Annotated in this window: 19 protein-coding genes; 15 read left to right on the forward strand and 4 right to left on the reverse strand. The window is 64.4% G+C overall.

Annotation, left to right across the window (positions count from 1 at the left end):
• Positions 1-42 precede the first annotated feature (42 nt).
• Positions 43-1,248 carry a GAK system CofD-like protein gene (locus tag Q2K57_RS00070; RefSeq protein ID WP_304525843.1) on the forward strand — a complete coding sequence of 402 codons (1,206 nt, stop codon included), beginning with the start codon at positions 43-45 and terminating at the stop codon, positions 1,246-1,248.
• A gap of 185 nt (positions 1,249-1,433) precedes the next feature.
• Here the strand turns inward: Q2K57_RS00070 and Q2K57_RS00075 are convergent, their stop codons facing one another.
• Positions 1,434-1,703: a hypothetical protein gene (locus tag Q2K57_RS00075; RefSeq protein WP_304525844.1), complete on the reverse strand. Its 270-nt coding sequence runs from the start codon at positions 1,701-1,703 to the stop codon at positions 1,434-1,436.
• Positions 1,704-2,011: 308 nt separating this feature from the next.
• Here Q2K57_RS00075 and metG point away from each other — a divergent pair, with 308 nt between their 5' ends.
• From metG to Q2K57_RS00125, 10 genes are all read left to right on the forward strand, one after another.
• Positions 2,012-4,078 (forward strand): methionine--tRNA ligase, encoded by a 2,067-nt coding sequence (gene metG / locus Q2K57_RS00080; protein WP_112054819.1) that lies wholly within the window; start codon positions 2,012-2,014, stop codon positions 4,076-4,078.
• Positions 4,079-4,281: 203 nt separating this feature from the next.
• Positions 4,282-5,847, forward strand: a complete 1,566-nt coding sequence (locus tag Q2K57_RS00085; protein ID WP_304525845.1) for a diguanylate cyclase domain-containing protein — start codon at positions 4,282-4,284, stop codon at positions 5,845-5,847.
• Positions 5,848-5,966: 119 nt separating this feature from the next.
• Positions 5,967-6,557: an electron transport complex subunit RsxA gene (gene rsxA / locus Q2K57_RS00090; RefSeq protein WP_112054821.1), complete on the forward strand. Its 591-nt coding sequence runs from the start codon at positions 5,967-5,969 to the stop codon at positions 6,555-6,557.
• Positions 6,558-6,560: 3 nt separating this feature from the next.
• On the forward strand, positions 6,561-7,196 hold the full coding sequence (gene rsxB, locus Q2K57_RS00095; RefSeq protein ID WP_304526723.1) for an electron transport complex subunit RsxB: 636 nt from the start codon (positions 6,561-6,563) through the stop codon (positions 7,194-7,196).
• Entirely contained in the window at positions 7,189-9,051 is a 1,863-nt protein-coding gene (rsxC, locus tag Q2K57_RS00100; RefSeq protein WP_304525846.1) for an electron transport complex subunit RsxC, read from the forward strand. Before rsxB ends, rsxC begins: the two co-directional genes overlap by 8 nt.
• Positions 9,048-10,124: an RnfABCDGE type electron transport complex subunit D gene (locus Q2K57_RS00105; protein WP_304525847.1), complete on the forward strand. Its 1,077-nt coding sequence runs from the start codon at positions 9,048-9,050 to the stop codon at positions 10,122-10,124. Before rsxC ends, Q2K57_RS00105 begins: the two co-directional genes overlap by 4 nt.
• Positions 10,121-10,873, forward strand: coding sequence for an electron transport complex subunit RsxG (rsxG, locus tag Q2K57_RS00110; protein WP_304525848.1), 753 nt, complete (start codon positions 10,121-10,123; stop codon positions 10,871-10,873). The genes Q2K57_RS00105 and rsxG overlap by 4 nt, the downstream gene beginning before the upstream one ends.
• Positions 10,870-11,574 carry an electron transport complex subunit E gene (locus Q2K57_RS00115; RefSeq protein WP_112054824.1) on the forward strand — a complete coding sequence of 235 codons (705 nt, stop codon included), beginning with the start codon at positions 10,870-10,872 and terminating at the stop codon, positions 11,572-11,574. The genes rsxG and Q2K57_RS00115 overlap by 4 nt, the downstream gene beginning before the upstream one ends.
• 91 nt (positions 11,575-11,665) lie before the next feature.
• Entirely contained in the window at positions 11,666-12,304 is a 639-nt protein-coding gene (gene nth / locus Q2K57_RS00120; protein WP_112054825.1) for an endonuclease III, read from the forward strand.
• A gap of 57 nt (positions 12,305-12,361) precedes the next feature.
• Positions 12,362-13,180, forward strand: coding sequence for a YdcF family protein (locus Q2K57_RS00125; protein WP_304525849.1), 819 nt, complete (start codon positions 12,362-12,364; stop codon positions 13,178-13,180).
• On the opposite strand, the gene Q2K57_RS00130 is transcribed toward Q2K57_RS00125, so the two are convergent.
• The gene (locus Q2K57_RS00130) at positions 13,177-13,923 is read right to left on the reverse strand and encodes a GntR family transcriptional regulator (RefSeq protein ID WP_112054826.1); all 747 of its coding nucleotides are present in this window, start codon (positions 13,921-13,923) and stop codon (positions 13,177-13,179) included. The two genes, Q2K57_RS00125 and Q2K57_RS00130, sit on opposite strands and share 4 nt — an antisense overlap.
• Positions 13,924-14,094: 171 nt before the next feature.
• Positions 14,095-14,775 carry a TetR/AcrR family transcriptional regulator gene (locus tag Q2K57_RS00135; protein ID WP_304525850.1) on the reverse strand — a complete coding sequence of 227 codons (681 nt, stop codon included), beginning with the start codon at positions 14,773-14,775 and terminating at the stop codon, positions 14,095-14,097.
• A gap of 206 nt (positions 14,776-14,981) precedes the next feature.
• Between Q2K57_RS00135 and xdhA the strand changes: the two genes are divergently transcribed.
• The 4 genes from xdhA to guaD all read left to right on the forward strand — a co-directional run bounded on the left by xdhA (position 14,982) and on the right by guaD (position 21,274).
• Positions 14,982-16,520 carry a xanthine dehydrogenase small subunit gene (xdhA, locus tag Q2K57_RS00140; RefSeq protein ID WP_304525851.1) on the forward strand — a complete coding sequence of 513 codons (1,539 nt, stop codon included), beginning with the start codon at positions 14,982-14,984 and terminating at the stop codon, positions 16,518-16,520.
• A complete protein-coding gene (gene xdhB / locus Q2K57_RS00145) occupies positions 16,504-18,969 on the forward strand; it encodes a xanthine dehydrogenase molybdopterin binding subunit (RefSeq protein ID WP_304525852.1) in 2,466 nt (821 codons plus the stop codon). The genes xdhA and xdhB overlap by 17 nt, the downstream gene beginning before the upstream one ends.
• The gene (gene xdhC, locus Q2K57_RS00150; RefSeq protein ID WP_304525853.1) at positions 18,956-19,852 is read left to right on the forward strand and encodes a xanthine dehydrogenase accessory protein XdhC; all 897 of its coding nucleotides are present in this window, start codon (positions 18,956-18,958) and stop codon (positions 19,850-19,852) included. The genes xdhB and xdhC overlap by 14 nt, the downstream gene beginning before the upstream one ends.
• Before the next feature lie 69 nt (positions 19,853-19,921).
• Complete coding sequence (gene guaD, locus Q2K57_RS00155; RefSeq protein WP_304525854.1) at positions 19,922-21,274, forward strand: guanine deaminase; 1,353 nt, start codon at positions 19,922-19,924, stop codon at positions 21,272-21,274.
• Between the two features lie 173 nt (positions 21,275-21,447).
• On the opposite strand, the gene Q2K57_RS00160 is transcribed toward guaD, so the two are convergent.
• Positions 21,448-22,329 carry a hypothetical protein gene (locus Q2K57_RS00160; protein ID WP_304525855.1) on the reverse strand — a complete coding sequence of 294 codons (882 nt, stop codon included), beginning with the start codon at positions 22,327-22,329 and terminating at the stop codon, positions 21,448-21,450.
• Positions 22,330-22,336: the final 7 nt, after the last annotated feature.

Raw genomic sequence — 22,336 nt, forward strand, 5'->3', positions numbered from 1 at the left:
ATCGTTGAAATTCACGGAAGAGCCACGCTTTAGGACGCCAAGATGATCAATATCAGGGTCACACGCAGTGCCCAGGTGCCGGACCCGTTACGGATCCGGCGCTGCCAAAAGACGCCCGAACTCGGCCCACGGTTGCTCTTCTTCAGCGGAGGGTCGGCACTCAACGGCCTATCCAAGAACCTGCAGCACTATACCCATAACTCGATTCACCTGGTCACACCGTTCGACTCCGGCGGCAGTTCCGCCAAGCTACGCGATGCGTTTCGTATGCCGGCCATCGGTGACCTGCGCAGTCGCCTGATGGCATTGGCCGACGACTCGATACTTGGCCACCCAGAGGTCTACCGACTATTCCAGTACCGCCTGCCCAAGGACCAGTCACCCAAGGAGCTGGAGCAGATGCTGGCGGCATTGGCCGATGGCAGCGATGCGCTGATGCGCGACATCGCCAATCCGATGCGCAAGCTGATTCGCCACCAGCTTGGCTATTTCTGCGCCGCCAAGCCAGACGACTTCGACCTGCGCGGGGCTAGCATCGGCAACCTGATCCTGGCCGGCGGCTACCTCAACAATCATCAGCATCTGGACCCGATCATTTTCCTGTTCTCCAAGCTGGTGCATGTGCGCGGCACCGTGCGGGCCATCGTCAACCGGGATTATCACCTGGCGGCCAAACTGGAAAACGGCGAAACCCTGCTCGGACAACACCGGCTCACCGGCAAGGAGGTGGCGCCGCTCAGCTCGCCGATCGTCCGCCTCGGGCTATCCCGGCAGCCGGATGCTCATGTTCCCGTGACCGCCAAACTGCGCGAGAAGAACCGTCGACTGATCGCGTCGGCAGAGCTGATCTGCTTTCCACCCGGCAGTTTCTTCTCGAGCCTGATCGCCAACCTGCTGCCGGCAGGCGTGGGCCAGGCAATCCGCGACAATGCCAGCCCCAAGGTGTTCATTCCCAATACCGGGGTGGATCCCGAGCAGCTCGGCATGAGCCTTGAACGCCAGCTCGATACGCTGCTGGACCAGTTGCGCCTCGATGCCGGCGAAACCACCCCGACCGGCGAGCTTTTGAACTTCGTGCTCCTCGACAGCCGGCGCGGCGACTATGCATCGGACCTGTCGATCGAAGAACTGGCCGAACGCTGGGCCGAACGGGGCATCACGATGATCGATACCCGACTGATCAGCGAAGACAGCGCGCCCTATTACGACAATGACCTGCTGACCTGCGCTCTGCTGTCACTGGTTTGACTATCTTAGGGGCCATGTGATGGCTCATAGCACAGGGGCATTTCACATCCCGCAATAGCAAACGTGCAGGCAAGACACCTGTAAAAAGAGGTCTACCACAAGGCACCTATAAAAAAGCCCGCGGCGCAATGCGCCGCGGGCCCTCGATCATGATAGCGGGTTGATGGGTAGCGAACCGGCGGGCCTCAGTTACAGGGCACCACGTTACGCTGAGTGTCCAACGCCCACAGCGTCTTACCGTCCGGCGTCTTGCCCTGCTCGCTCCAGGTCTCGGTGACCTTGACGCAGTAGGAGCCGAGGTTTTCGGTCTTGACCTGTGGATCCGCCGGGCGCTCGTTGCCGATGCGCATGATTTCGGGGTTCTGGCTGGTGTAGTTGGGCGCGATGGCGCTGCCGGCACAGCCGGCGATCAGGGTAGTCAGCGCCAGCAGGGCCAGGATAGGAGTGAAACGCATACGTATTTACCTCATGTGAAGGATCGCTGAGCCATGCGTGACGTTAGAGCAATGAGTTTGCCGGGCACGACCTGAATCCATGGGCGTCGCCTAGGGCAACCTGAAATGACTCTACCCCCTTGCATGAGGCAGGCCAAACGTCGCCCTTCACCGACACCAACGGCGGATGCAGGCAGCGGCGAAAATGCTACAATCTTTGGCTGATTTCATGGTCATCACGTCAGGGACGATGCCCGGCAGCGGCGGCCGCTGCCCACACTAGGCCTCTTCGTCCCTCACGCACTACGTTACGGGAACCCCGCGCCACTATGTCGAATTCCGCGTCGAACTCCGCAAGCCATTCGCGCAAGATCCTGGTCACCAGCGCCCTGCCCTACGCCAACGGCGCGATCCACCTGGGCCATCTGCTGGAATACATTCAGACCGATATCTGGGTGCGCTTTCAGAAAAGTCGCGGCCACCAGTGTCACTATGTCTGCGCCGACGACGCCCATGGCACCGCCATCATGCTGCGCGCCGAACAGGAAGGCATCACCTCTGAGGCCCTGATCGAGCGTGTCTCCCGCGACCACCAGGACGACTTCGCCCGCTTCGGCGTGGGGTTCGACAACTATCACTCGACTCACTCGCCGGAGAACCGCCATTTCAGCGAGCTGATCTACACCCGGCTTCGCGACAAGGGCCATATCGCGACCCGTGACATTGAGCAGATGTATGACCCGGTCAAGGGCCTGTTCCTTGCTGACCGTTTCATCAAGGGCACCTGTCCGAAGTGCAAGACCGATGATCAGTACGGCGATAACTGCGAAGCCTGCGGCGCGACCTATACCCCGGCAGAACTGATCGATCCCGTCTCGGCGATCTCTGGCGCTACCCCCGAGGTGAGAAGCTCGACCCACTATTTCTTCAAGCTGCCTGACTTCGCCGACTTCATGCAGGGCTGGATCAATGACGGCCATGTGCAGCCGCAGATCCGCAACAAGCTGCTGGAATGGTTCGAATCCGGCTTCAACGAGTGGGATATCTCCCGCGATGCGCCCTACTTCGGCTTCGAGATCCCCGATGCACCGGGTAAGTACTTCTATGTATGGCTCGACGCGCCGATCGGCTACCTGGCCAGCTTCCAGAACCTCTGCGAGCGCGAAGGACTGGATTTCGACAGCTACTGGCAGCCGGATTCCGATGCCGAGATCTATCACTTCATCGGCAAGGACATCGTCTACTTCCACGCCCTGTTCTGGCCGGCCATGCTGCACGGCGCCGACTTCCGTACCCCCACCGCGGTCAACTGCCACGGTTTCGTCACCGTCAACGGCGCCAAGATGTCCAAGTCTCGGGGCACCTTCATCAAGGCCGCCACCTACGCCGAGTATCTCAACCCCGAATACCTGCGCTACTACTTTGCCGCCAAGCTGACCGCCGGGGTCGATGACCTTGACCTCAACCTCGAGGACTTCGCCGCGCGGGTCAACGCGGACCTGGTGGGCAAGGTGGTCAATATCGCCAGCCGTTGTGCCGGCTTCGTCAAGAAGCTCGGCGGCGGCCAGCTCAGCCCCCACTGCGCAGAACCTGAACTAGTGGCTCGCTTCATCGCCGCCGGCGACGCCATCGCCGAAGAGTTCGAGGCCCGCGAATTCGGCCGTGCCATGCGTCGCATCATGGAGCTCGCCGACGAGGCCAATACCTATATCGCCGAGGCCGAGCCCTGGGTGCTCGCCAAGCAGGAAGGCCGCGAGCAGGAAGTGCTCGACATCTGTTCGGTGGGTATCAACCTGTTCCGCCAGTTGATGGTCTATCTCGCTCCAGTGGTCCCCAAGATGGCCGATGATGCCAAGGCCTTCCTGCAGCTCGAGTCGCTTCACTGGGAGAGCCGCCACGAGGTATTGCTGGATCACGACATTGCCAAGTTCAAGCCGCTGATGACACGCATCGAGCGCGACAAGATCGATGGCATGATCGAGGCCTCCAAAGAAGACCTCGCCGAGGAAAAGAAGATGAAGGAGACTGCCAAGGGGCCGCTGGCCGATGACCCGATCGCCGAGGAAATCGGCTTCGAGGACTTCAGCAAGGTCGATCTGCGCATCGCCCGAATCGCCAAGGCCGAGTACGTCGAGGGCGCCGACAAGCTGCTCAAGCTGACCCTGGATCTGGGCGGCGAGACCCGCACCGTCTTTTCCGGCATCCGCAGCGCCTATGCGCCGGAAGCCCTCGAGGGGCACCTGACCGTCATGGTAGCCAACCTGGCGCCGCGCAAGATGCGCTTCGGCGTCTCCGAAGGCATGGTGCTGGCGGCCGGCACACCCTCTGACAAGAACGCGGGCATCTACCTTCTGGAGCCGCATGCCGGTGCCGAGCCGGGCCAGCGTGTGACCTGAAGAATGACCTGAGACGCAGGCTCGTTTCGTCCAACAGTCAAAACGCGCAGCCAAGGCTGCGCGTTTTTTTCATTTCCCCCTCCGCCAGGCATTCAAGCAAACGCCGAATCAGCCGATACACGGTTATCGACTCAAGCATCCTTTGATCACTCAGGCGACATGACAGGCTGCCAGCGCCTGGACGCCAACCTGATGGAACACTCATGCTCTCAGCACTGCATTCTCTGCGTTACCGTTTTGTCTTCGCCTTGCTTGGGTTGTTGATCATTGCGCTGGTGGTTCTGGTCGCGTTCACCCGCTTCACCCTCATGCCGGAATTACTCGAGGATGAATCCACGCAGGCCCGTGAGGCTCTCGATCGAGCCCAGCGCGCCATCGACAATGAAATGCTCCATCTGGAAGTGCTCAGCACGGACTGGGCCACATGGGATGACAGCTACCAGTTCATGCGCGACGGCAATCAGCATTTTCTGGCATCCAATCTAAACGATGTATCCATCTTCAAAGATGCCGACCTCAGCATGATCGCCTTCATGAGGCCGTCAGGTCAGCTTTACTGGTTGAGCGGCATTGACCCAATGAGCGGGGAGCATCAGGGATGCGCCGCCCTCGATACGCAGTGCCATTGGGCCCACCCCTTCCTCGAAACCTTGAGGGCACGCATCGCGGACAACCCAGCACAGGAAGGCCTGACCTGGCTACAGGCATACCCTCAGAAGGCTCTGGTCAGCGTTCAGCCCATCATGCACAGCGACGGTAGCGGCCCCCTCAAGGGCTGGCTCGCCATGGTGCGTCCGATGAGCCAGGAATGGCTAACCAAGCTACACAACAGCACGGGCCTGGCGATCAAGGTGCAACACTCGACCGATGGAGAGCAGCCGCTCAAGCTGGAACGCCTCGACGACGAGACCATGCGTGCCAGTCGGCTCATCCCGGCAGCCCCAAGAGGCGAGCAACTCTCCATTGATGTCGATTTGCCGCGCCAGCGTCTCAATAATCGCATCGAAGCCATGGATCTCGGGGTTTCCTGGACCCTGAGCCTGGTGGTACTGCTGCTGCTTTTGGTGTTGTGGATGCTTGAGCGCGTGGTGCTGAACCCGCTTCGGCTGTTCGCGATCTTTACCCGTCAGGTTCGGCGTCCCGAACGTACCGATGTCCCCGCGTCACTCCTGAAGCGGCGCGACGAAATAGGCATTCTGGCTCGTCAATTCCAGCAACTGCTCGAGTTTCAACGTCAGCAGCGGGCTGAACTGGTCGAGCTCTCTGAACGGGACCCCCTTACCGGCCTGGCCAACCGGCGTCGCTTCGATGACCATCTGGCAACGTCGATGAAGACCAGTAAGCGGCGCAAACAGCCGACAGCCCTGGTGGTCATCGACATCGACCACTACAAGGCATTCAACGATCAGTATGGTCACCCGGCTGGCGATGCCTGCCTGCAGGCGCTGGCCAAGGTGATGAGCGCACATTTCAATCATCCCAAACAGCTGATAGCCCGCACCGGCGGCGAGGAATTCATGGCAGTGCTGCCCAATACCTCTCAGGAAACCGCCGTCGACTCGGCCAACCGTCTGCGGTCTGACATCGAGGCACTGGGGATCCCACACTCGGGAAAAGTAGTGACCATCAGCGCCGGCGTCGCCTGCAGCACTCCTGCCACTCCCCTGAGTGCCGAGCAGCTGATCGAAGCCGGCGACCAGGCGCTCTATGCGGCCAAGGATTCAGGACGCAACCAGGTCATAACGTCCAAGAATCTCGATTGGGCATAACGGCTGATGGGCGGCCCGGTATGACGCGTCCTCCCCCCGCGCTATAATTCTCGCTTTGACGTCGTCGATGCTCGACGGCGCCCATCATGGTTATCCACTTCTCGCTGCATGGGCGGGCTATGACCCACTATTTCCTGATCCTGGTCAGCACGGCGCTGGTCAACAATTTCGTGCTGGTGCAGTTTCTCGGTCTCTGTCCCTTCATGGGCGTCTCCAACAAGCTGGAATCAGCGATGGGTATGTCGCTGGCCACCACCTTCGTGCTGACGCTGTCCTCGGTAGCAAGCTACCTGACCTTTCATTATCTGCTGGCACCGCTGGGGCTGGAGTACCTACGCACCATTGCCTTCATCATGGTGATCGCGGTGATTGTGCAGTTCACCGAACTGATGGTGAAAAAGGTAAGCCCGCTGCTTTATCAGGTGCTGGGCATTTTCCTGCCGCTGATCACCACCAACTGCGCGGTGCTGGGCGTGGCGTTGCTGTCACTCAATCGTCAGTCGAGCTTCATGGAAGCCGCCCTCTACGGCTTCGGCGCGGCGCTGGGCTTCTCATTGGTGCTGGTGCTGTTCGCCGCCATGCGCGAACGCCTGGCGGTGGCCGATGTACCCCGCCCCTTCCGCGGCGCCGCCATCGCCATGGTCACGGCGAGCCTGATGTCGCTGGCCTTCATGGGCTTCTCGGGGCTCGTGCAGGTGGGGCAGGGCTGAATGATGCTGGAATGGATCAACGACCACGGCATGCTTGCCGCCATCTTCGCTCTCGCCGGCCTGTCGGTCGCCTTCGGGGCCCTGCTCGGCTATGCCGGGGAGCGCTTTCGCGTCGAGGACGACCCGGTGGTCGAGCGCATCGACGCCCTGCTGCCCCAGACCCAGTGTGGCCAGTGCGGCTACCCCGGGTGCAAGCCCTACGCCGAGGCGATCAGCCAAGGCGATGTGATTAACAAGTGTCCGCCCGGCGGCGACGCCACCATCGCCGCCTTGGCCGACCTGCTGGGCCGTGAGGCCACGCCGCTGGACGGCGAGCCGCAGGACGCGCCGCGGGTCGCCTATATCCGCGAAGACGAGTGCATCGGCTGCACCAAGTGCATTCAGGCCTGCCCGGTCGACGCGATTCTCGGCGCTGCAAAGCACATGCACACCGTGATCGCCGACGAATGCACCGGCTGCGATCTATGCCTGGAGCCCTGCCCGGTGGACTGCATTGACATGATCCCCCGCGATGACGACAGCGACGCCTGGCAGCCGCCGCTGCCTGCCGGCCCAGGCCATCGCCCGACGGCCTTGCTAATTGCCAGTGACCGGACTCAGCCGCCCCACACACCACGCAAGGAGGCCACCCATGGCTAGGGCCTTCGACTTCCCCGGCGGCATTCATCCTCCGGCGCGCAAGGCAGCCTCCACCCAGCGCCCCATCGCCCAAGCCGCCCTGCCCCGTCGGGTGATGCTGCCGCTTGGCCAACACGTCGGCCAGCCTGCTGAGCCTTGCGTTGCAGTGGGCGAGCGCGTCAACACTGGCACCCGGGTGGCCCGAGCCCAGGGCCTGATCAGCGCCGATGTGCATGCCAGCATCACCGGCGAGGTCATCGCCATCGAACCCTATCCGGTGCCGCATCCCGCAGGCCTCAATGAGTCCTGCATCGTTATCGAGGGCGACGGCATCCGCGACGACTGGGCGCTGCTGCCATCACTCGACTGGCGGAGCGCCGATGACGACACCCTGCACGCCCGCCTCAACGCCTCTGGTGTGGTGGGCCTGGGTGGCGCGGGCTTCCCCACCCAGGTGAAGGCTCGGGTGCGCGAGCGTCACGCCATCGACACCCTGATCGTCAATGCCGCCGAGTGTGAGCCCTATATCAGCGCCGATGACATGACCCTGCGTGAGCATGCCGCCGACGTGCTGGAAGGCGCACAGCTGATAGCGAAGCTGAGCGGCGCCCAGCGCATCATCATCGGTATCGAAGATGACAAGCCCGAGGCGATAACGGCCTTGAACAGGGCCATCAAGGCCGCCAAGACGGAAACCGTCGAAATCACTCTCAAGGCCTTCCCCCCCCGCTATCCAAGCGGCGGCGAGAAGCAGCTGATCAAGCGGCTGCTTGATCGCGAAGTGCCAAGCCGCGGCCTGCCGGCTGATGTCGGCGTGCTCTGCCACAATCCCGGCACCCTGCGTGCTGCTCTGCAGGTGGTGCGCGACGGGCGCCCGCTGGTCTCGCGCATCGTTACGCTCACCGGTGAGGCCCTGAACCGCCCCGGCAACGTCGAGGCGCGCCTGGGTACGTCGATGCACGAACTGCTCGCCGCCGCCGTCCTCGATGAGGCCCGGCTGGCCCGGCTGGTGATGGGCGGGCCGATGATGGGCATGGAGCTCTCGCGCCTCGACCTGCCGTTGGTCAAGTCCAGCAACTGCCTGATTGCCGCCACTCTCGATGAACTGCCAACAGCGCCCGTCGAGCAGCCCTGCATTCGCTGCGGCGCTTGCGAAGAAGCCTGCCCCGCCAGCCTGCTACCCCAGCAGCTCTATTGGTTCGCCAAGTCCCGGGAGCATGACAAGGCAGAACTGTTCAACCTCTTCGACTGCATCGAATGCGACGCCTGCAGCTTCGTCTGCCCGAGCCACATCCCGCTGGTGGATTACTATCGCGCCGCCAAAAGCGAGATCCGCGCCCACGCCTTCGAGGCTCGCAAGGCCGAGCATGCGAAGCATCGCTTCGAGTTTCGTCAGGCCCGCATCGAGCGTGAGGCTGCCGAGAAACAAGCCCGGCGCCAGTCACGCCTTCAGGCCAACAAACGCCCCGGCTCCAGTGCCGCCGGACCTGGCAAGAGCCAGCCCAGCAATAGCCAGTCGAGCAAGAGCCAAGCGGGCTCGCCACAAGCTGCGACAGCGTCTTCTCCGAATACGCCGTCGGCTGCAGAGGCCGATCTCAAGTCGTTGCGCATCGCCCAGGCCGCGGCCAAGGCCGCCGTGCGCAAGGCCGAAAAAGTCCTCGCCCGGGTCAGCCAATCGCCGGGCAACAAGAGTCAGCACCAGGGGCAGAGTGATGGCGAAATTGAGGATCTCGAGGTGCAGCTTGCCACTGCTCGGGAGAATCTCGCCGCCGTCGAGGCGCGTCTGGCCGCGGCCAAGAATGCCGCTGCGGACACCGCCAATGAGGCTGCCCAACAAACGGGGTCACCGGCCCCCGATCAGGAGCACACCAAATGAGCCTGATGCATCAAAGCCAGGTGAGCCGACAGCCCACCGACACGGGCCGGGTCATGACCTGGCTGCTGCTGGCCACCCTGCCTGGCATCGCCGCCCTCACCTGGCACTTTGGCCTGGGCGTGCTTTCCAATGTGCTGCTCGCCGCCGCCTTCGGCGCCGGTCTAGAGGCACTGGTGATGCGGCTGCGCCGTCGAGCGGTCCGCCCGGTGCTTGCCGACAACAGTGCCCTGGTGACCGGCGTCTTGCTCGGCGCCTCGCTGCCGCCAGGCACCAGCCTATGGCTGATCCTGGTCGGCATGGTGGCGGCCATCATCGTCGCCAAGCAGCTCTATGGCGGCCTGGGCCAGAATCCCTTCAACCCCGCGATGGTCGGCTATGCACTGCTGCTGATCAGCTTTCCGGCGGCCATGACGCAATGGGGCGCGCCCCATGGGCTGCTAGGCCCGGACGGGCTGTCATTTGGCGAGCTGCTGGCCCGCGTCACCGGTACAGGAATAGAAGGCGGCCTCGCCCCGGATGCCTGGAGCGGTGCCACCCCGCTGGACGCCTTCAAACACAAGCCAGACACCATGCTCGCAAGCGAGTTCTGGGCCTCGAATCCCTTACCCGAAGGCACCCAGGCGGCCTGGCGTAATGTGGCGCTGGCGTGGCTCGCCGGGGGCGCATTGCTCCTCTACAAACGCCTGATTGGCTGGCAAATCCCATTGTCGATGCTCACTGCCATGGGCGTGCTGGCCACCTTCCTGTATGCCGTCGATCCCAGTCACCACGGTTCGCCGGCCTTTCATTGGCTGAACGGGGCTGCCGTGTTCGGCGCCTTCTTCATCGCCACCGACCCGGTCAGCGCGGCGACCAGCCGCAAGGGCAAGCTCTACTACGGTGCCGGCATTGGCGTGCTGGTGATGCTGATTCGCGATGCCGGCGCCTACCCGGATGCGGTGGCCTTCGCCGTGCTGCTGATGAACTTTACCGTGCCCTTCATCGATTACTATACCCAGCCTCGCACTCAGGGCCATGCCCGGCCCAACCGAGGCATCAAGGTCACAAGACTCGACGACGAGGAGGCTCCATGAGCGCGCCCTCTCATCGCAACGATGCGCCACACAACGATGTTCCCCACCACCAGGCAAGCCCTGGCGCGCCGATGCGACGCGCCATCCTGCGGGGTGCCGTGGGCCTGGGGCTCTTTGCCATGCTCACCGCAGGCATCGTCGCCGGTACTCGTGCGTTGACCGCCGAGCGCATCGCGGATAACCGCCTGGCAAGCCAACACGGCCAGCTGATAGAGGTGCTGCCCGAAGACCTGGCCGGCCTCGAGATCGAGCGCCTGCTCGAGTCTGCCTTCATCCTGCCGGCGAGCCCGGCGCTGGGCCAGACCGCGCCCTTCACCGCCTGGCGGGCCACACGAGAAGGCAACCGAGACGACACCGCCGCCGTGGTGCTGCCGGTCATCGCACCCACCGGCTACAGCGGCGACATCGACCTACTGGTAGGCATCACCGATTCAGGCTTCATCAGCGGGGTGCGGGTGACTCGCCATCAGGAGACGCCAGGGCTTGGCGATGCCATCGAGTCGCGCAAGAGCGGCTGGATTGAGGACTTCGCCGGACACAGCCTCAGTGATCCCGGCCCCAACGGCTGGGCGGTAACCAAGGACGGCGGCGACTTCGACGCCTTCACCGGCGCCACCATCACCCCCCGCGCCGTGGTAGAGGCGGTGCATCACACCCTTGGCTATGTGCGCGATCACCATGAGCGCCTGTTTGGCGACATGCCCGACACACCGAATCCCAACGCCGAGCAGCAGGGAGAGACACCATGAGCCAGTTCAATGAACTCGCCCGCAACGGCCTGTGGGCCAACAACCCGGCGCTGGTGCAGCTGCTGGGCCTGTGCCCGCTGCTCGCCGTCAGCGGCAGCGTGGTCAATGCCCTGGGCCTGGGGCTCGCCACTCTGCTGGTACTGGTCGGTTCCAACGTCTCGGTGTCACTGATCCGCCATCATGTGCCTGACACGGTGCGCCTGCCGGCGTTCGTGATGATCATCGCCGCCTTCGTCACTTGCGCCGACCTGCTGATGCAGGCCTACACCTATGAGCTGCACCAGATACTCGGCATCTTCATTCCGCTGATCGTCACCAACTGCGCGATCCTTGGACGTGCCGACGGCTTCGCGGCCAAGAATCCGGTGCTGCCGGCGGCCACCGATGGCTTGATGATGGGGCTCGGCTTCGCCGCCGTGCTGGTAGTACTGGGCGCGGTGCGCGAGCTGTTCGGCCAGGGCACCCTCTTCACCCAGATGGACCTGCTACTCGGGCCGGTCGCCGCCAATTGGGGCATCACCGTCTTCCCCGACTACGACTTCCTGTTCCTCGTGCTCCCTCCCGGCGCCTTTTTCGCCACGGGACTGCTGATCGCCCTGAAGAACCTGATCGATGACCGGCAGGCGCGTCTTCGTGCGACACACCTACCACAGAGCCCCACCGAGAGTCGGCGGGTCAGGGTCACTGGCACCATCCGCTAAGCCCTCGCCAGACATCACAACGACAGACATCACAACGACAGACGTCGCGACGACGGCCACCGACCCGCTGGAATATGACAACGGAACCCTCATGAACGCCCATAAACGTCACGAGATATTCACCCGCCTGCGCGAGCACATTCCCGAGCCGACCACTGAGCTCAACTGGGAGACGCCATTCGAGCTGCTCGCCGCGGTGCTGCTGTCGGCTCAGGCCACCGATGTCGGCGTCAACAAGGCCACTGCACGGCTCTTCCCGGAGGCCAACACCCCCGAGGCAATCCTCGCGCTGGGACTGGACGGCCTCAAGGAGCACATCAAGACTATCGGCCTTTACAACACCAAGGCCGAGAACCTGATGAAGACCTGCCAGCTGCTGGTCGACCGCCACGATGGCGCGGTGCCAACCACCCGCAAGGCCCTGGAAGCGCTGCCCGGAGTGGGCCGCAAGACCGCCAACGTGATCCTCAATACCGCCTTCGGTCAGCCCACCATCGCCGTCGACACCCATATCTTCCGGGTCTCGAACCGGACTGGCATCGCGCCCGGCAAGGACGTGCTGGAGGTCGAGAAGAAACTGATGCGCCATGTGCCCCGGGAGTTCCGGCAGGATGCCCACCACTGGCTGATCCTGCACGGCCGCTATACCTGCGTGGCACGCAAGCCGCGATGTGGCAGCTGCGTGATTGAGGATTTATGCGAGTTTGCCGATAAAGTGGATATCGGCTGAGTCGTCGTCACTTCCCGGCGGCGCGTCACTCCACCACCATGATCTCTAGGGATGCCCATGACCTGGCTCAAGTACCTGCTGTTGCCCCCCTTCATCAACGTACTGCTGGGCGTATTGGGACTGATTTTCTGGCGCCGCCTGCCCTGGCTGGGGGGGATCATGCTGGTTCTCGGCGTGGGCGGCCTGCTGTGGCTGGCCACCCCCACCGCGAGCCATTGGCTGCGGGCCGGTCTGGAACCCTACTCGGCAGTGACGCAGGACGCGCTTGACTCGACCCAGGCCATTGTGGTGCTGGGCGGCGGCCGTGACTATCAGAGCCCCGAGTTCGGCTGGGGGGACGCCCCCAATAACGCAACCTGGCGCCGCCTCGCCTATGCCGCGCGCCTGCACCGGCAAAGTGACCTGCCCCTGATGGTCAGTGGCGGACGGATGCATGACGAGGCGCGCGCCGAGGCCACGCTGATGAAACTGGCGCTAAGGGACAGCTTTGGGCTGGAGCCCACCTGGGCGGAAACCCAAAGCCGTAATACGGCGGAAAATGCGCGCTACAGTGCGGCAGTGCTCAAAAAGGAAGGCATCCATCGGGTAGCGCTGGTGTCCCAGGCCTGGCATTTACCACGCGCCGTGCTCGAATTCGAGGAAGCGGGGCTCAGCGTCCTGCCCGCCCCCACCGAATTTGCCAGCCCGCCACCTGACGGCCTGTGGGCCTGGCTGCCCCGCGCCTACCATCTGCGCCAGAGCACCCAGGCCCTACATGAGTGGCTTGGGCGGGGCGTATTTGAGATTCGCGAATGGCTGACAAATGACGTAGTGGGACTGCGCGACGAGATCATTAGTGACTGGACCGAGGCCGAGACTGAGTCGACCGGCGCCTAAGCGTCCCGGCGGCTGAGTGAGTGGCTGCGGCCGAACAGGACGCCGAGGTCAATGGCGCCGCTTGGGGCGTGAAGATCAAGCAACGCCTCGAGGGAGCTCAGGTGCATCTGCACCCTGGCACGGGCGGCATCGGGCTGCCCCGCGACCAGCTGCGCCAGCAGGTCGTCATGATCGCCTTCCAGATAACAGGACGCCAGGTCCGACGGCTTGTAAAGCGCGATGACGATGGAGGTTCGCAGGATCAGCTCGCGAAGCATGGCACCCAGGGTGCGGTTGGGGGAATGCTCGGCCAGGCAATGATGGAAGGCCAGCGACTCTTCGATGCGCCGCTCCTCGTCTCCTCGAGTAAAGGCGGCCTTCTCCGCTTCGGCCAGGGCCGCGAGACGCTGGTGCACCGCAGGCGGTAAGGTGCCGGTCAGCAACGCCACCACCTCGCCCTCGATCAGGCGGCGCGCGGCGAATATCTCGCGGGTCTCGTCGACATCGGGAGACGCCACCCGCGCCACCTGATTGGGCCGCTGTACCGCGACATGGTTGGCAACCAGCCGGGTCAGCGCCTTGCGCACCACCGAGCGGCTAACGCCGAAGGCTTCTCCCAGTGCCACCTCAGGCAGCCGGGTGCCCGGTGGCAGGCGCTGCGTCAGCACCGCCCGCCGGACCTGTTCGACGATCTGTTCATCGCTGACGCGACTGCCCACCGGGGTATTGCTTCCATACCGCTCGTGCTGCCAACTGCCGCCCATACTCGCCGTCCGCCTGGGTCACGCCCCGCTAAAAGCGCGCCACTGTCTGAATTGAAAAGCCACCGCCTAAATTGAAAACCTAAACGTCACAACGTCCAAGTGAACTGAAGTAGCCTTGGCGACCACCTGACCGGGCCGCCATTGTATACCGGCGCTGTATAGCGGGTCAGCTTAGCGGCAAACACCACAGCCCTTGAGGATCAGCCGACACAGGAAGTCAGTGATCTCCTGGTAGTCCTGCTCGCTCAATGCCTCGCGCCCGGTAATACCCAGCACCTGGGGTTCGAAGTCGGCATAGTGCTGAGTCGCCGACCAGATCAGGAAAATCAGCCAGACCGGGTCTACCGGGTCCATCACCCCCCGCTCGGCCCATTGTTCGAAGACCCTGGCCCGTGTCTGCACCCAATTGCGCAGCTCACCGCGCAGGTAGTCCTGTAGAAAAGGCGCGCCGCCGAGCACCTCGGCGGCGAACAGACGCGAGCCTCGTGGGTGCGCCCGGCTCAGCGCCATCTTGCTGCGGATGAAGGCTTCCAGCACCTCGGCCGGATCATCCTCGACGCTGATGTCGTCAAGCATGGCGTTCCAGCGCGCCATCATGCGCTCAAGCAGCGCCACATAGAGTCGCCGCTTGCTACCCACGTAATAGAGCACATTGGACTTGGGCAGCCCCGCCGCTTCGGCAATCGCCTGCACGCTGCCGCCCCGATAGCCGTGCTGGGCGAAGACCGCCTCGGCGGCCTCGAGAATCGTCTCCTCGTTGCGCTGGCGAATCGCCGAGGCTTCGCTTTCCCCGGCGCTGGAGCTGGCACTAGAGCTGATCGGCGGGCTGCCGACCTCGGAAATCACCGTCATCGCAGGTCTCAAGGTAGGATCAGGAAACTATCGGCCAAGGCATGCATCAGCCAGGGCCAGGCACTCAGCTTGCCGCAGCCACCGGAAGCCGGCAACGGCCACATCTCAGCTCTTGCACTGTCGGGCGCTTTGCGCCAACCTTTGATCATCTTGACCATTTGGTCAAGAAAGAAAACGTTCCAACAATAACAACCTGGAACCGCGCAATGATCGACTTCCATTTCAACGGCGAGCCCCGGTCGCTTGCCGGCCTTCCTGCAGACACCAGCGTGCTGGAGCTGCTTCGCACGCGCCTTAACGCCACCGGCACCAAGGAAGGCTGCGCCTCCGGCGACTGCGGCGCCTGCACCGTGGCGATCGGCGAGCCAGACGGACATGGCGGTCTTCGCTATCACAATGCCAATGCCTGTATTCTGCCGGCCCATCAGCTCAAGGGCTGTCACCTGGTCACCGTCGAAGGCCTCGCCAGGGGCGATGCCCTGCACCCCGCTCAGGCCGCCATGGTCGACTGCCACGCCAGTCAGTGCGGTTTCTGCACCCCGGGCATCGTGATGTCGCTGTTTACCCTTTATGAGAGCACCCTCCATGAGGCCGGGCGCCAGCACGCCTCGCTGGCCCCCTTCTCTCAAGTACGCCTTGAGGCCGCCCTGGGAGGCAACCTGTGCCGCTGCACCGGCTACCGGCCGATCCGCGATGCCGCCCAGGCCATGCTGGCCTACCCGGCCAATGAGCACCAAGCCGCCTGGGCCGAGGATAAAAGCCTCCCCGCAAGCGTAGCGGCCAGCGCCGCCCGGCATGAGAGCGACATGGGAAGCACGCCGTGCACCGGCCAAGCTGGCGAAGGGAAGTATCATCAGCCGGCGAGCCTCGCGGCCCTACTCGACCTGCGCCGCAACCGCCCCGAGGCACGCCTGGTCGCCGGCGCCACCGACCTGTGGCTCGAGCGCACCCAGCAGCTCAAGGCACTGCTTGAGCTGATCGATCTGCGCCACGTGGCCGAGCTCCAAGTGCTCGAGGAACACGACCAGGGGCTGCATATCGGCGCCGCCGTGACCTATGCCCGACTCGAGCCGCTGTTCGAGGCGCACTTTCCGGCCTTTGCCCGACTGCTGCATCGCTTCGCCTCCTCGCAGATCCGCCATCGCGCGACTCTGGGTGGCAACGTTGCCAACGCCTCACCCATTGGCGACGGCCCACCGGTGCTGCTGGCTCTGGATGCCACCCTGGTGCTTGACGGGCCCAAAGGCTCCCGCGAACTGCCGGCTCAGGCGTTCTTCCTCGACTACCGCCAGACGGCGCTCGCCCCGCAGGAAGTCCTGCGTGAGATCCGGCTGCCCTGGCTGCCCGAAGGACGCCAGCTCAAGGTATGGAAGCTCTCCAAACGCCGTGAAGACGACATCTCCGCGGTCCTCGGCGCCTTCAGCTGGCAGCTCGAGGATGGTCGACTCCGCGACGTTCGACTGGCCTTCGGCGGCATGGCGGCGATTCCCGCCCGTGCCCAGGGCGCCGAGGCCGCACTCGAAGGGCAGTCACCGTCCGAGGCGGTCTTCGCCGCCGCCAGGCAGGCGCTCGCTGAGGATTTCCAGCCGTTGAGCGACGTGCGTGGCTCAAGCGCCTATCGCCGCCTCGCCGCCGCCAACCTGCTCGAGCGCCTGCGGCTCAAGATCGTGACCGCCGCTTCGCAGAAGGCGGACACCCCAGACACCCCGGCTGTAGAGGTGACTCTCGATGCGTACGCTGACTAGGCTATCTTCCGCTTCTGCTTCCTCACCGGATTCGGTTGGCGACGCGACGGCTTTCGATGCCAAGAACGTCGATGCCAAAAGCGTCGATGCCAAGGCAACACAGCAGCATGAGAGCGCCATCAAGCATGTCACCGGGCAGGCGGCCTACATCGACGACCTGCCGGCACCGGCCAACGCACTGCATATTGCCCTCGGCCTGTCGCCAGTGGCCCATGGCCGTCTTGAGCGACTCGACCTGGACCCGGTGCGGGCCATGCCAGGCGTGGTCGATGTCATCACGATCCGTGATGTGCCGGGACACACCGACATCGGCCCGGTCTTTCCCGGCGACCCGATCTTCGTCGAGGACGAGATCAGCTACGCCGGCCAGTGCCTGTTTGCAGTGGCCGCAGAGAGCCATGACGCTGCACGCCGCGCCGCCAGGGCCGCGATCATCGAGATCGACGAGCAGCCGGCGAGCCTCGACCCGGTGGCCGCTGCCGCGAAGAACGACGTGGTGCGCCCCACTCACGTCCAGCAGTCCGGCGACTGGCAGCGCGTTCTCGAGGAGTCGCTGTATGTCGTCGAGGGCGAGCAGTTTATCGGCGGCCAGGAGCACTTCTATCTGGAAGGCCAGGCCTGTCTGGTGACCCCCAGCGAGGACGAAGGCGTGGTGGTACATACCTCGAACCAGCACCCCAGCGAGACCCAGAAGCTAGTCGCCGAGGTACTGGGCATTCCCTTCCATGCGGTGACCGTTGAGGTACGCCGGATGGGTGGTGGCTTTGGTGGCAAGGAGACCCAGGCCTCGCCCTGGGCCTGCATCGCCGCGCTGATCGCCCGGCGCACCAGGCGCCCGGCTCGCCTGCGGCTGTCCCGGGGCGATGACATGCGCCTCACCGGCAAGCGCCACCCCTTTCACAGCCGCTATCGGCTGGCGGTAGATGACGACGGGGTGATCCAGGGCGGCGACATGACCCTGATCGGTGACTGCGGCTACTCACCGGATCTCTCCGAGGCGATCGTCGACCGGGCCATGTTCCACGCCGACAACGCCTATTCCCTGGGCGCGGCGCGTGTCACCGGCCATCGGGCGCGCACCCATACCGCCTCGAATACCGCCTTTCGCGGCTTCGGTGGCCCACAGGGCATGATGCTGATCGAGCAGGCGATGGACGATATCGCCCACCGCCTGGGCGAAGACCCGCTGAGCATTCGCAAGCGCAACCTCTATCGCCCGGGACGGGCCACGACGCATTACGGCCAGGAGGTCGAACAGCTCGATCTGCTGCACACCCTGATCGAAAAGCTCGAATCAAGCAGCGACTATTGGGCGCGCCGCACCGAGATCAGCGCCTACAACGCGAGAAGCCCGATCATCCGCCGCGGCCTGGCGCTGACGCCGGTGAAGTTTGGTATCTCCTTCACCGCCAAGCACCTCAACCAGGCCGGCGCCCTACTGCACGTCTATACCGACGGCAGCGTAATGATCAATCACGGCGGCACCGAGATGGGCCAGGGCCTGCACACCAAGGTCTGCCAGGTGGTGGCCCGGGAGCTGGGACTCGAGCTGTCATCCGTGCGCATCAGCGCCACCCGCACCGACAAGGTGCCCAACACCTCGCCCACGGCGGCCTCCAGCGGGGCCGACCTCAACGGCCAGGCGGCCCGGGACGCGGCGCTCAAGCTGCGCGAGCGGCTATTCGCCTTTGCCCTCAAGGCCCTGTGGCCCGAAGCCGGGCTGGACCAGGACGACCTGCATCTGAAGAGCGGCATGCTGGTGGCGGGCGACGGCGAAGGAAAGTACCGCATCCCCTGGGGCGAGCTGGTCCAGGCGGCCTATATCGGCCGCGTCTCGCTCTCGGCCCAGGGCTTCTACTCGACGCCGCTGATCCATTACGACCGCGAGTCCGCCCAGGGCCGGCCCTTCTACTACTTCGCCTATGGCGCGGCGGTCAGCGAGGTCGCCGTAGACACCCTGTCCGGCGAGTATCAGGTGACGCGAGTGGATATCCTGCACGACGTCGGCGACTCCCTGAACCCGGCGATCGACATCGGCCAGATCGAGGGCGGCTTCATCCAGGGCATGGGCTGGTTGACCAGCGAGGAGCTCAAGTGGAATGACGCCGGCCGACTGCTCAGCGACGGCCCCGCCACCTACAAGATCCCGGCCTTCGGTGACCTGCCGGCGATCTTCAACGTCGAGCTACTCGAGGGCCACCCCAACTCCCAAGCGAGTATCTATCGCTCCAAGGCCGTGGGCGAGCCACCCTTCATGCTGGCGATCTCGGTCTGGTCGGCGCTGCGCGATGCGCTTTCGAGCCTTGCCCCCACCGGTCATCAGTGCCCGCGGCTGGATACGCCGGCCACTCCGGAGCGGGTGCTAATGGCCATTGAGGCCCTCCGCCAGCATGCCGCTGAGCAGACCTCAGACATGCCTCGGGAGGACGATCAGCATGCCCCGGCCTGACGCCCGCCCCCTGGAAGGGCATGACCTTAACTGGCACACCGCCCTGCATCGGTTGCAGGAAGACGCCCAGCCCCATGTGCTGGCGACCCTGGTCGGCGCGGCCGGCTCAACGCCCCGGGAGCCCGGCACCAAGATGGTCATCACGCCGGAGACCAGCTTCGATACCCTGGGGGGCGGTACCTTCGAGTATCAGGTGATCGCCGCCGCCCGGGAGGCCCTGACGCGGGGCGACACTGCGCCAAGCCTCGAGGCCTTCCCTCTGGGCGGCCGCTCCGGGCAGTGCTGTGGCGGCTATGTGCACGTGCTGATCGAACCCTTCGCCGGCGCCGAGCGACGAATCGCCCTGTTCGGCGCCGGCCATGTCGGCCAGGCCCTGGCGAGTCTGATCACCCCGCTGCCCTGGCGCCTGGACTGGTTCGACAGCCGCCCCGATGCCTTCCCGCCATGGGTCAAGTGCGAGCCGGCGCCACCGCGTCTAAAGCTTCATTCAAGCGGGGCGGAACCGGCAGCGGCCTCAGCCGCCGTGCACTCGCTCTCACCGGGCAGCGATGTTCTGGTGATGACCCATGACCACGGCCAGGACCTCGCGCTCATCGATGCCCTGCTCAAGCGTCACGACCTGGCCTCGATCGGCCTGATCGGCTCCGCCAGCAAGTGGGCAAGCTTCAAGCGCCGGCTTATGGAGGCCGGCCATGATCCAGACAACATCGCTCGCGTGCGCTGCCCGATCGGCATTGCCGGCGCAAACGGCAAGCGCCCCTACGAGATCGCCCTTGCCGTGGTAGCTGAACTGATGACGCTGGCAGCTGCTCGGCCTAACGCGCCGGATAGACGCGGCATTGTCCCCGAGACGCTGCGTCAGGCCTTCGGCCCGGACCGCTAGGCGCTCACTCTAGCCCTCGATTACCCTTTAGCTCGCTACGTCTTTGAATATCGCTGGAGATAATTCCCCATGACCGACCCCCGCCCCACCATGCGCGTGCTGCGAGGCCCCCTGGTGCGCCTTCTCGATGATCCGGGCGAAGACGACCAGCCCGCGCCGGGCAGCCTGTCCTACCTTCAGGACGGCGCCCTTTGGCTCGAGGATGGCCGGGTACGGGCCGTGGGGAGCTATCACGAGCTCGCACCTCACCTGCCGGTTGGGATCGAGGTGGTGGACTATGCCGGCAAGCTGATGATGCCTGGCTTCATCGACAGCCACGTCCACTATGTGCAGCTCGATATCCTGGCCTCCTACGGCCGCCAGCTGCTCGACTGGCTCAACGATTACACCTTCCCCGAGGAGTGTCGTTTCGCCGAGCGCGCCCACGGCGAGGCCGTGGCCGAGGCCTTCCTCGACGAACAGTTGCGGGCCGGCACCACCACTTCACAGGTATTCTGCAGCTCGCACCCTCAGTCGGTGGATGCCTTTTTCACCGCCGCTCAGCGTCGAGGTCTGCGCATGCTGGCCGGCAAGGTACTGATGGATCGCAATGCCCCGGCGGCGCTCACTGACAGCGTGGCCAGCGGTGTGGCCGACAGCGAACGGCTGATCGCTGACTGGCACGGCAAGGACCGGCTCGGCTATTCGCTGACCCCGCGCTTCGCGCCCACCTCAACGGCGGCCCAGTTGGACGCGACCGGCGCCATCCTGAGGGCGGCGCCGGACCTGCACCTGCAGACGCACCTGGCCGAGAATGCCGGCGAGATCGCCTGGGTCGCCGAGCTGTTCCCCGAAGAAAAGGACTATCTCGCGGTCTATGAACGCTATGGCCTGGTCGGTCCGACCAGCACCTTCGCCCATGGGATTCATCTGGATCAGCCCATGCGCGAGCGGCTGGCCGGGGCCGGCGCCAATATCGCCTTCTGCCCCACGTCTAACCTCTTCCTCGGCAGCGGCCTCTTCGACCGGCTGGCATGCCGAGAGGCGGGGCTCGCCACCAGCCTCGCCAGCGACGTCGGCGGTGGCACGGATCTCTGTGGCTTCGCCACCCTCAAGGCCGCCTATCAGGTCGGTCAACTGCTCGGCCAGCCGCTGACCGCCTGGCAGGGCTTCTACCGTCTGACGCTTGGCAATGCCCGAGCCCTGCATCTCGATCGCCACATCGGCGCCCTGCAACCCGGCCAGGAGGCCGATATCGTGGTGCTCGACCCGGCGGCTACGCCGCTGCTGGCCCGGCGCACGACGCGAATCGGCAAGACAGGATGCCTGGAGCCATCAAGCCTCGGTGAGCTTCTCTTCGCGCTGATGATGCTCGGCGATGATCGCAGCGTCTTCGCCACCTGGGCCGGCGGCGAGTGCGTGCATAGGCGGGACAGCCACTGAGTCGAGCATCGAAGGGAAAGGCCCCGCGACGAGCCTCGGCGCAGGGCACAGCCGGCCATCGAGAAGACAGTCGAGAAGACAGTCGAGAAGACAGTCGAGACGACAATCTGGGCGAGGAAAAAGAGCGGCGCGAGGCCGCTCGGTGCTTGAACCTCGGCGCTTGGTCTCAGCGCTTAGTCAGTTGACGAGGACAGGCGTCGCCCAGGCGCACCTAGCCCGGCGGCGAGGTAACGGGCGCCGCGATAGCTGAGGTAGAGAAAGCCCAGCGGCAGCAGCATGGTCTGAACGAGAAACAGCATGGTCAGCTCGACGAGGTTCTGGGTCATGGCATCGAAACGGTCCATGGCCGCCTGAACCCGGTCTTTCACGCCGCTGCCCAGCCGTTCCTTGAGGCCCTGCCACCAGCCCTGATCCTCGCTTTGCGCATCATCGGCACCGGCCACCGCATCGCCAGGGGCCGTCTGATCAGCGATTCGCTCGAGCACCGCTTTATCCTGCTCGAGCTCGGCGTAGAGCGCCTCCCGGGTATCGGATATATACAGCGTTTCGACGGCGGCGCTGGCCAGGGCCACTGCGATCACCGCGAAGCGCAGGAAGGCCGCGACGATCAAAAGCCGCCCGGCGATACCTCGCCAGCGCGGCTTGCCCAGGTGCAACACCGTCAACATCCCCAGGCAGCCAAGCGACAGCACCGACTTGACCGGCAAGCTGCCAGCGATACCCAACAACAGTTTCTGAAACGCCAGCGATACGGTGGAGGCAAACATCACCCAGGAGAAACGCTCGACCATGTCATTGGCCGGGTCGAGCACCTCGCCAAACTGAATCTGCACCAGCAGCGCGTCCCCGGTTACCGATTGCAGCACCGAAATCACCGCATTCAATGCCTTGGCCAGGGCGAAGCTCTGGAAGGCACTGGAGAGGGTGGCATCGAGCGTGCTTGCCGCCAGCGTTTCGGGCAGCGGCAGCCACGCCAGCGCCGCCAGCACCAAGAGCCCCAGGCTTGCCAGGGTGCGGTGCTTCGACAGTACGGCCTGCCGGGAAGCTGACGTCATGGAACAG

Source organism: Halomonas sp. I5-271120, assembly GCF_030553075.1.
Lineage (GTDB): Bacteria > Pseudomonadota > Gammaproteobacteria > Pseudomonadales > Halomonadaceae > Onishia > Onishia taeanensis_A.

What these genes read in the sequence shown, in the direction of transcription:
- Q2K57_RS00070 (WP_304525843.1), top strand. Translation starts at nt 43, where the DNA reads ATGATCAATATCAGGGTCACACGCAGTGCCCAGGTGCCGGACCCGTTA.
- Q2K57_RS00115 (WP_112054824.1), top strand. Translation starts at nt 10,870, where the DNA reads ATGAGCCAGTTCAATGAACTCGCCCGCAACGGCCTGTGGGCCAACAAC.
- Q2K57_RS00125 (WP_304525849.1), top strand. Translation starts at nt 12,362, where the DNA reads ATGACCTGGCTCAAGTACCTGCTGTTGCCCCCCTTCATCAACGTACTG.
- rsxB (WP_304526723.1), top strand. Translation starts at nt 6,561, where the DNA reads ATGCTGGAATGGATCAACGACCACGGCATGCTTGCCGCCATCTTCGCT.
- Q2K57_RS00105 (WP_304525847.1), top strand. Translation starts at nt 9,048, where the DNA reads ATGAGCCTGATGCATCAAAGCCAGGTGAGCCGACAGCCCACCGACACG.
- rsxG (WP_304525848.1), top strand. Translation starts at nt 10,121, where the DNA reads ATGAGCGCGCCCTCTCATCGCAACGATGCGCCACACAACGATGTTCCC.
- rsxC (WP_304525846.1), top strand. Translation starts at nt 7,189, where the DNA reads ATGGCTAGGGCCTTCGACTTCCCCGGCGGCATTCATCCTCCGGCGCGC.
- Q2K57_RS00135 (WP_304525850.1), bottom strand. Translation starts at nt 14,775, where the DNA reads ATGACGGTGATTTCCGAGGTCGGCAGCCCGCCGATCAGCTCTAGTGCC.
- nth (WP_112054825.1), top strand. Translation starts at nt 11,666, where the DNA reads ATGAACGCCCATAAACGTCACGAGATATTCACCCGCCTGCGCGAGCAC.
- xdhA (WP_304525851.1), top strand. Translation starts at nt 14,982, where the DNA reads ATGATCGACTTCCATTTCAACGGCGAGCCCCGGTCGCTTGCCGGCCTT.
- metG (WP_112054819.1), top strand. Translation starts at nt 2,012, where the DNA reads ATGTCGAATTCCGCGTCGAACTCCGCAAGCCATTCGCGCAAGATCCTG.
- Q2K57_RS00085 (WP_304525845.1), top strand. Translation starts at nt 4,282, where the DNA reads ATGCTCTCAGCACTGCATTCTCTGCGTTACCGTTTTGTCTTCGCCTTG.
- Q2K57_RS00130 (WP_112054826.1), bottom strand. Translation starts at nt 13,923, where the DNA reads ATGGGCGGCAGTTGGCAGCACGAGCGGTATGGAAGCAATACCCCGGTG.
- Q2K57_RS00160 (WP_304525855.1), bottom strand. Translation starts at nt 22,329, where the DNA reads ATGACGTCAGCTTCCCGGCAGGCCGTACTGTCGAAGCACCGCACCCTG.
- Q2K57_RS00075 (WP_304525844.1), bottom strand. Translation starts at nt 1,703, where the DNA reads ATGCGTTTCACTCCTATCCTGGCCCTGCTGGCGCTGACTACCCTGATC.
- rsxA (WP_112054821.1), top strand. Translation starts at nt 5,967, where the DNA reads ATGACCCACTATTTCCTGATCCTGGTCAGCACGGCGCTGGTCAACAAT.
- xdhC (WP_304525853.1), top strand. Translation starts at nt 18,956, where the DNA reads ATGCCCCGGCCTGACGCCCGCCCCCTGGAAGGGCATGACCTTAACTGG.
- xdhB (WP_304525852.1), top strand. Translation starts at nt 16,504, where the DNA reads ATGCGTACGCTGACTAGGCTATCTTCCGCTTCTGCTTCCTCACCGGAT.
- guaD (WP_304525854.1), top strand. Translation starts at nt 19,922, where the DNA reads ATGACCGACCCCCGCCCCACCATGCGCGTGCTGCGAGGCCCCCTGGTG.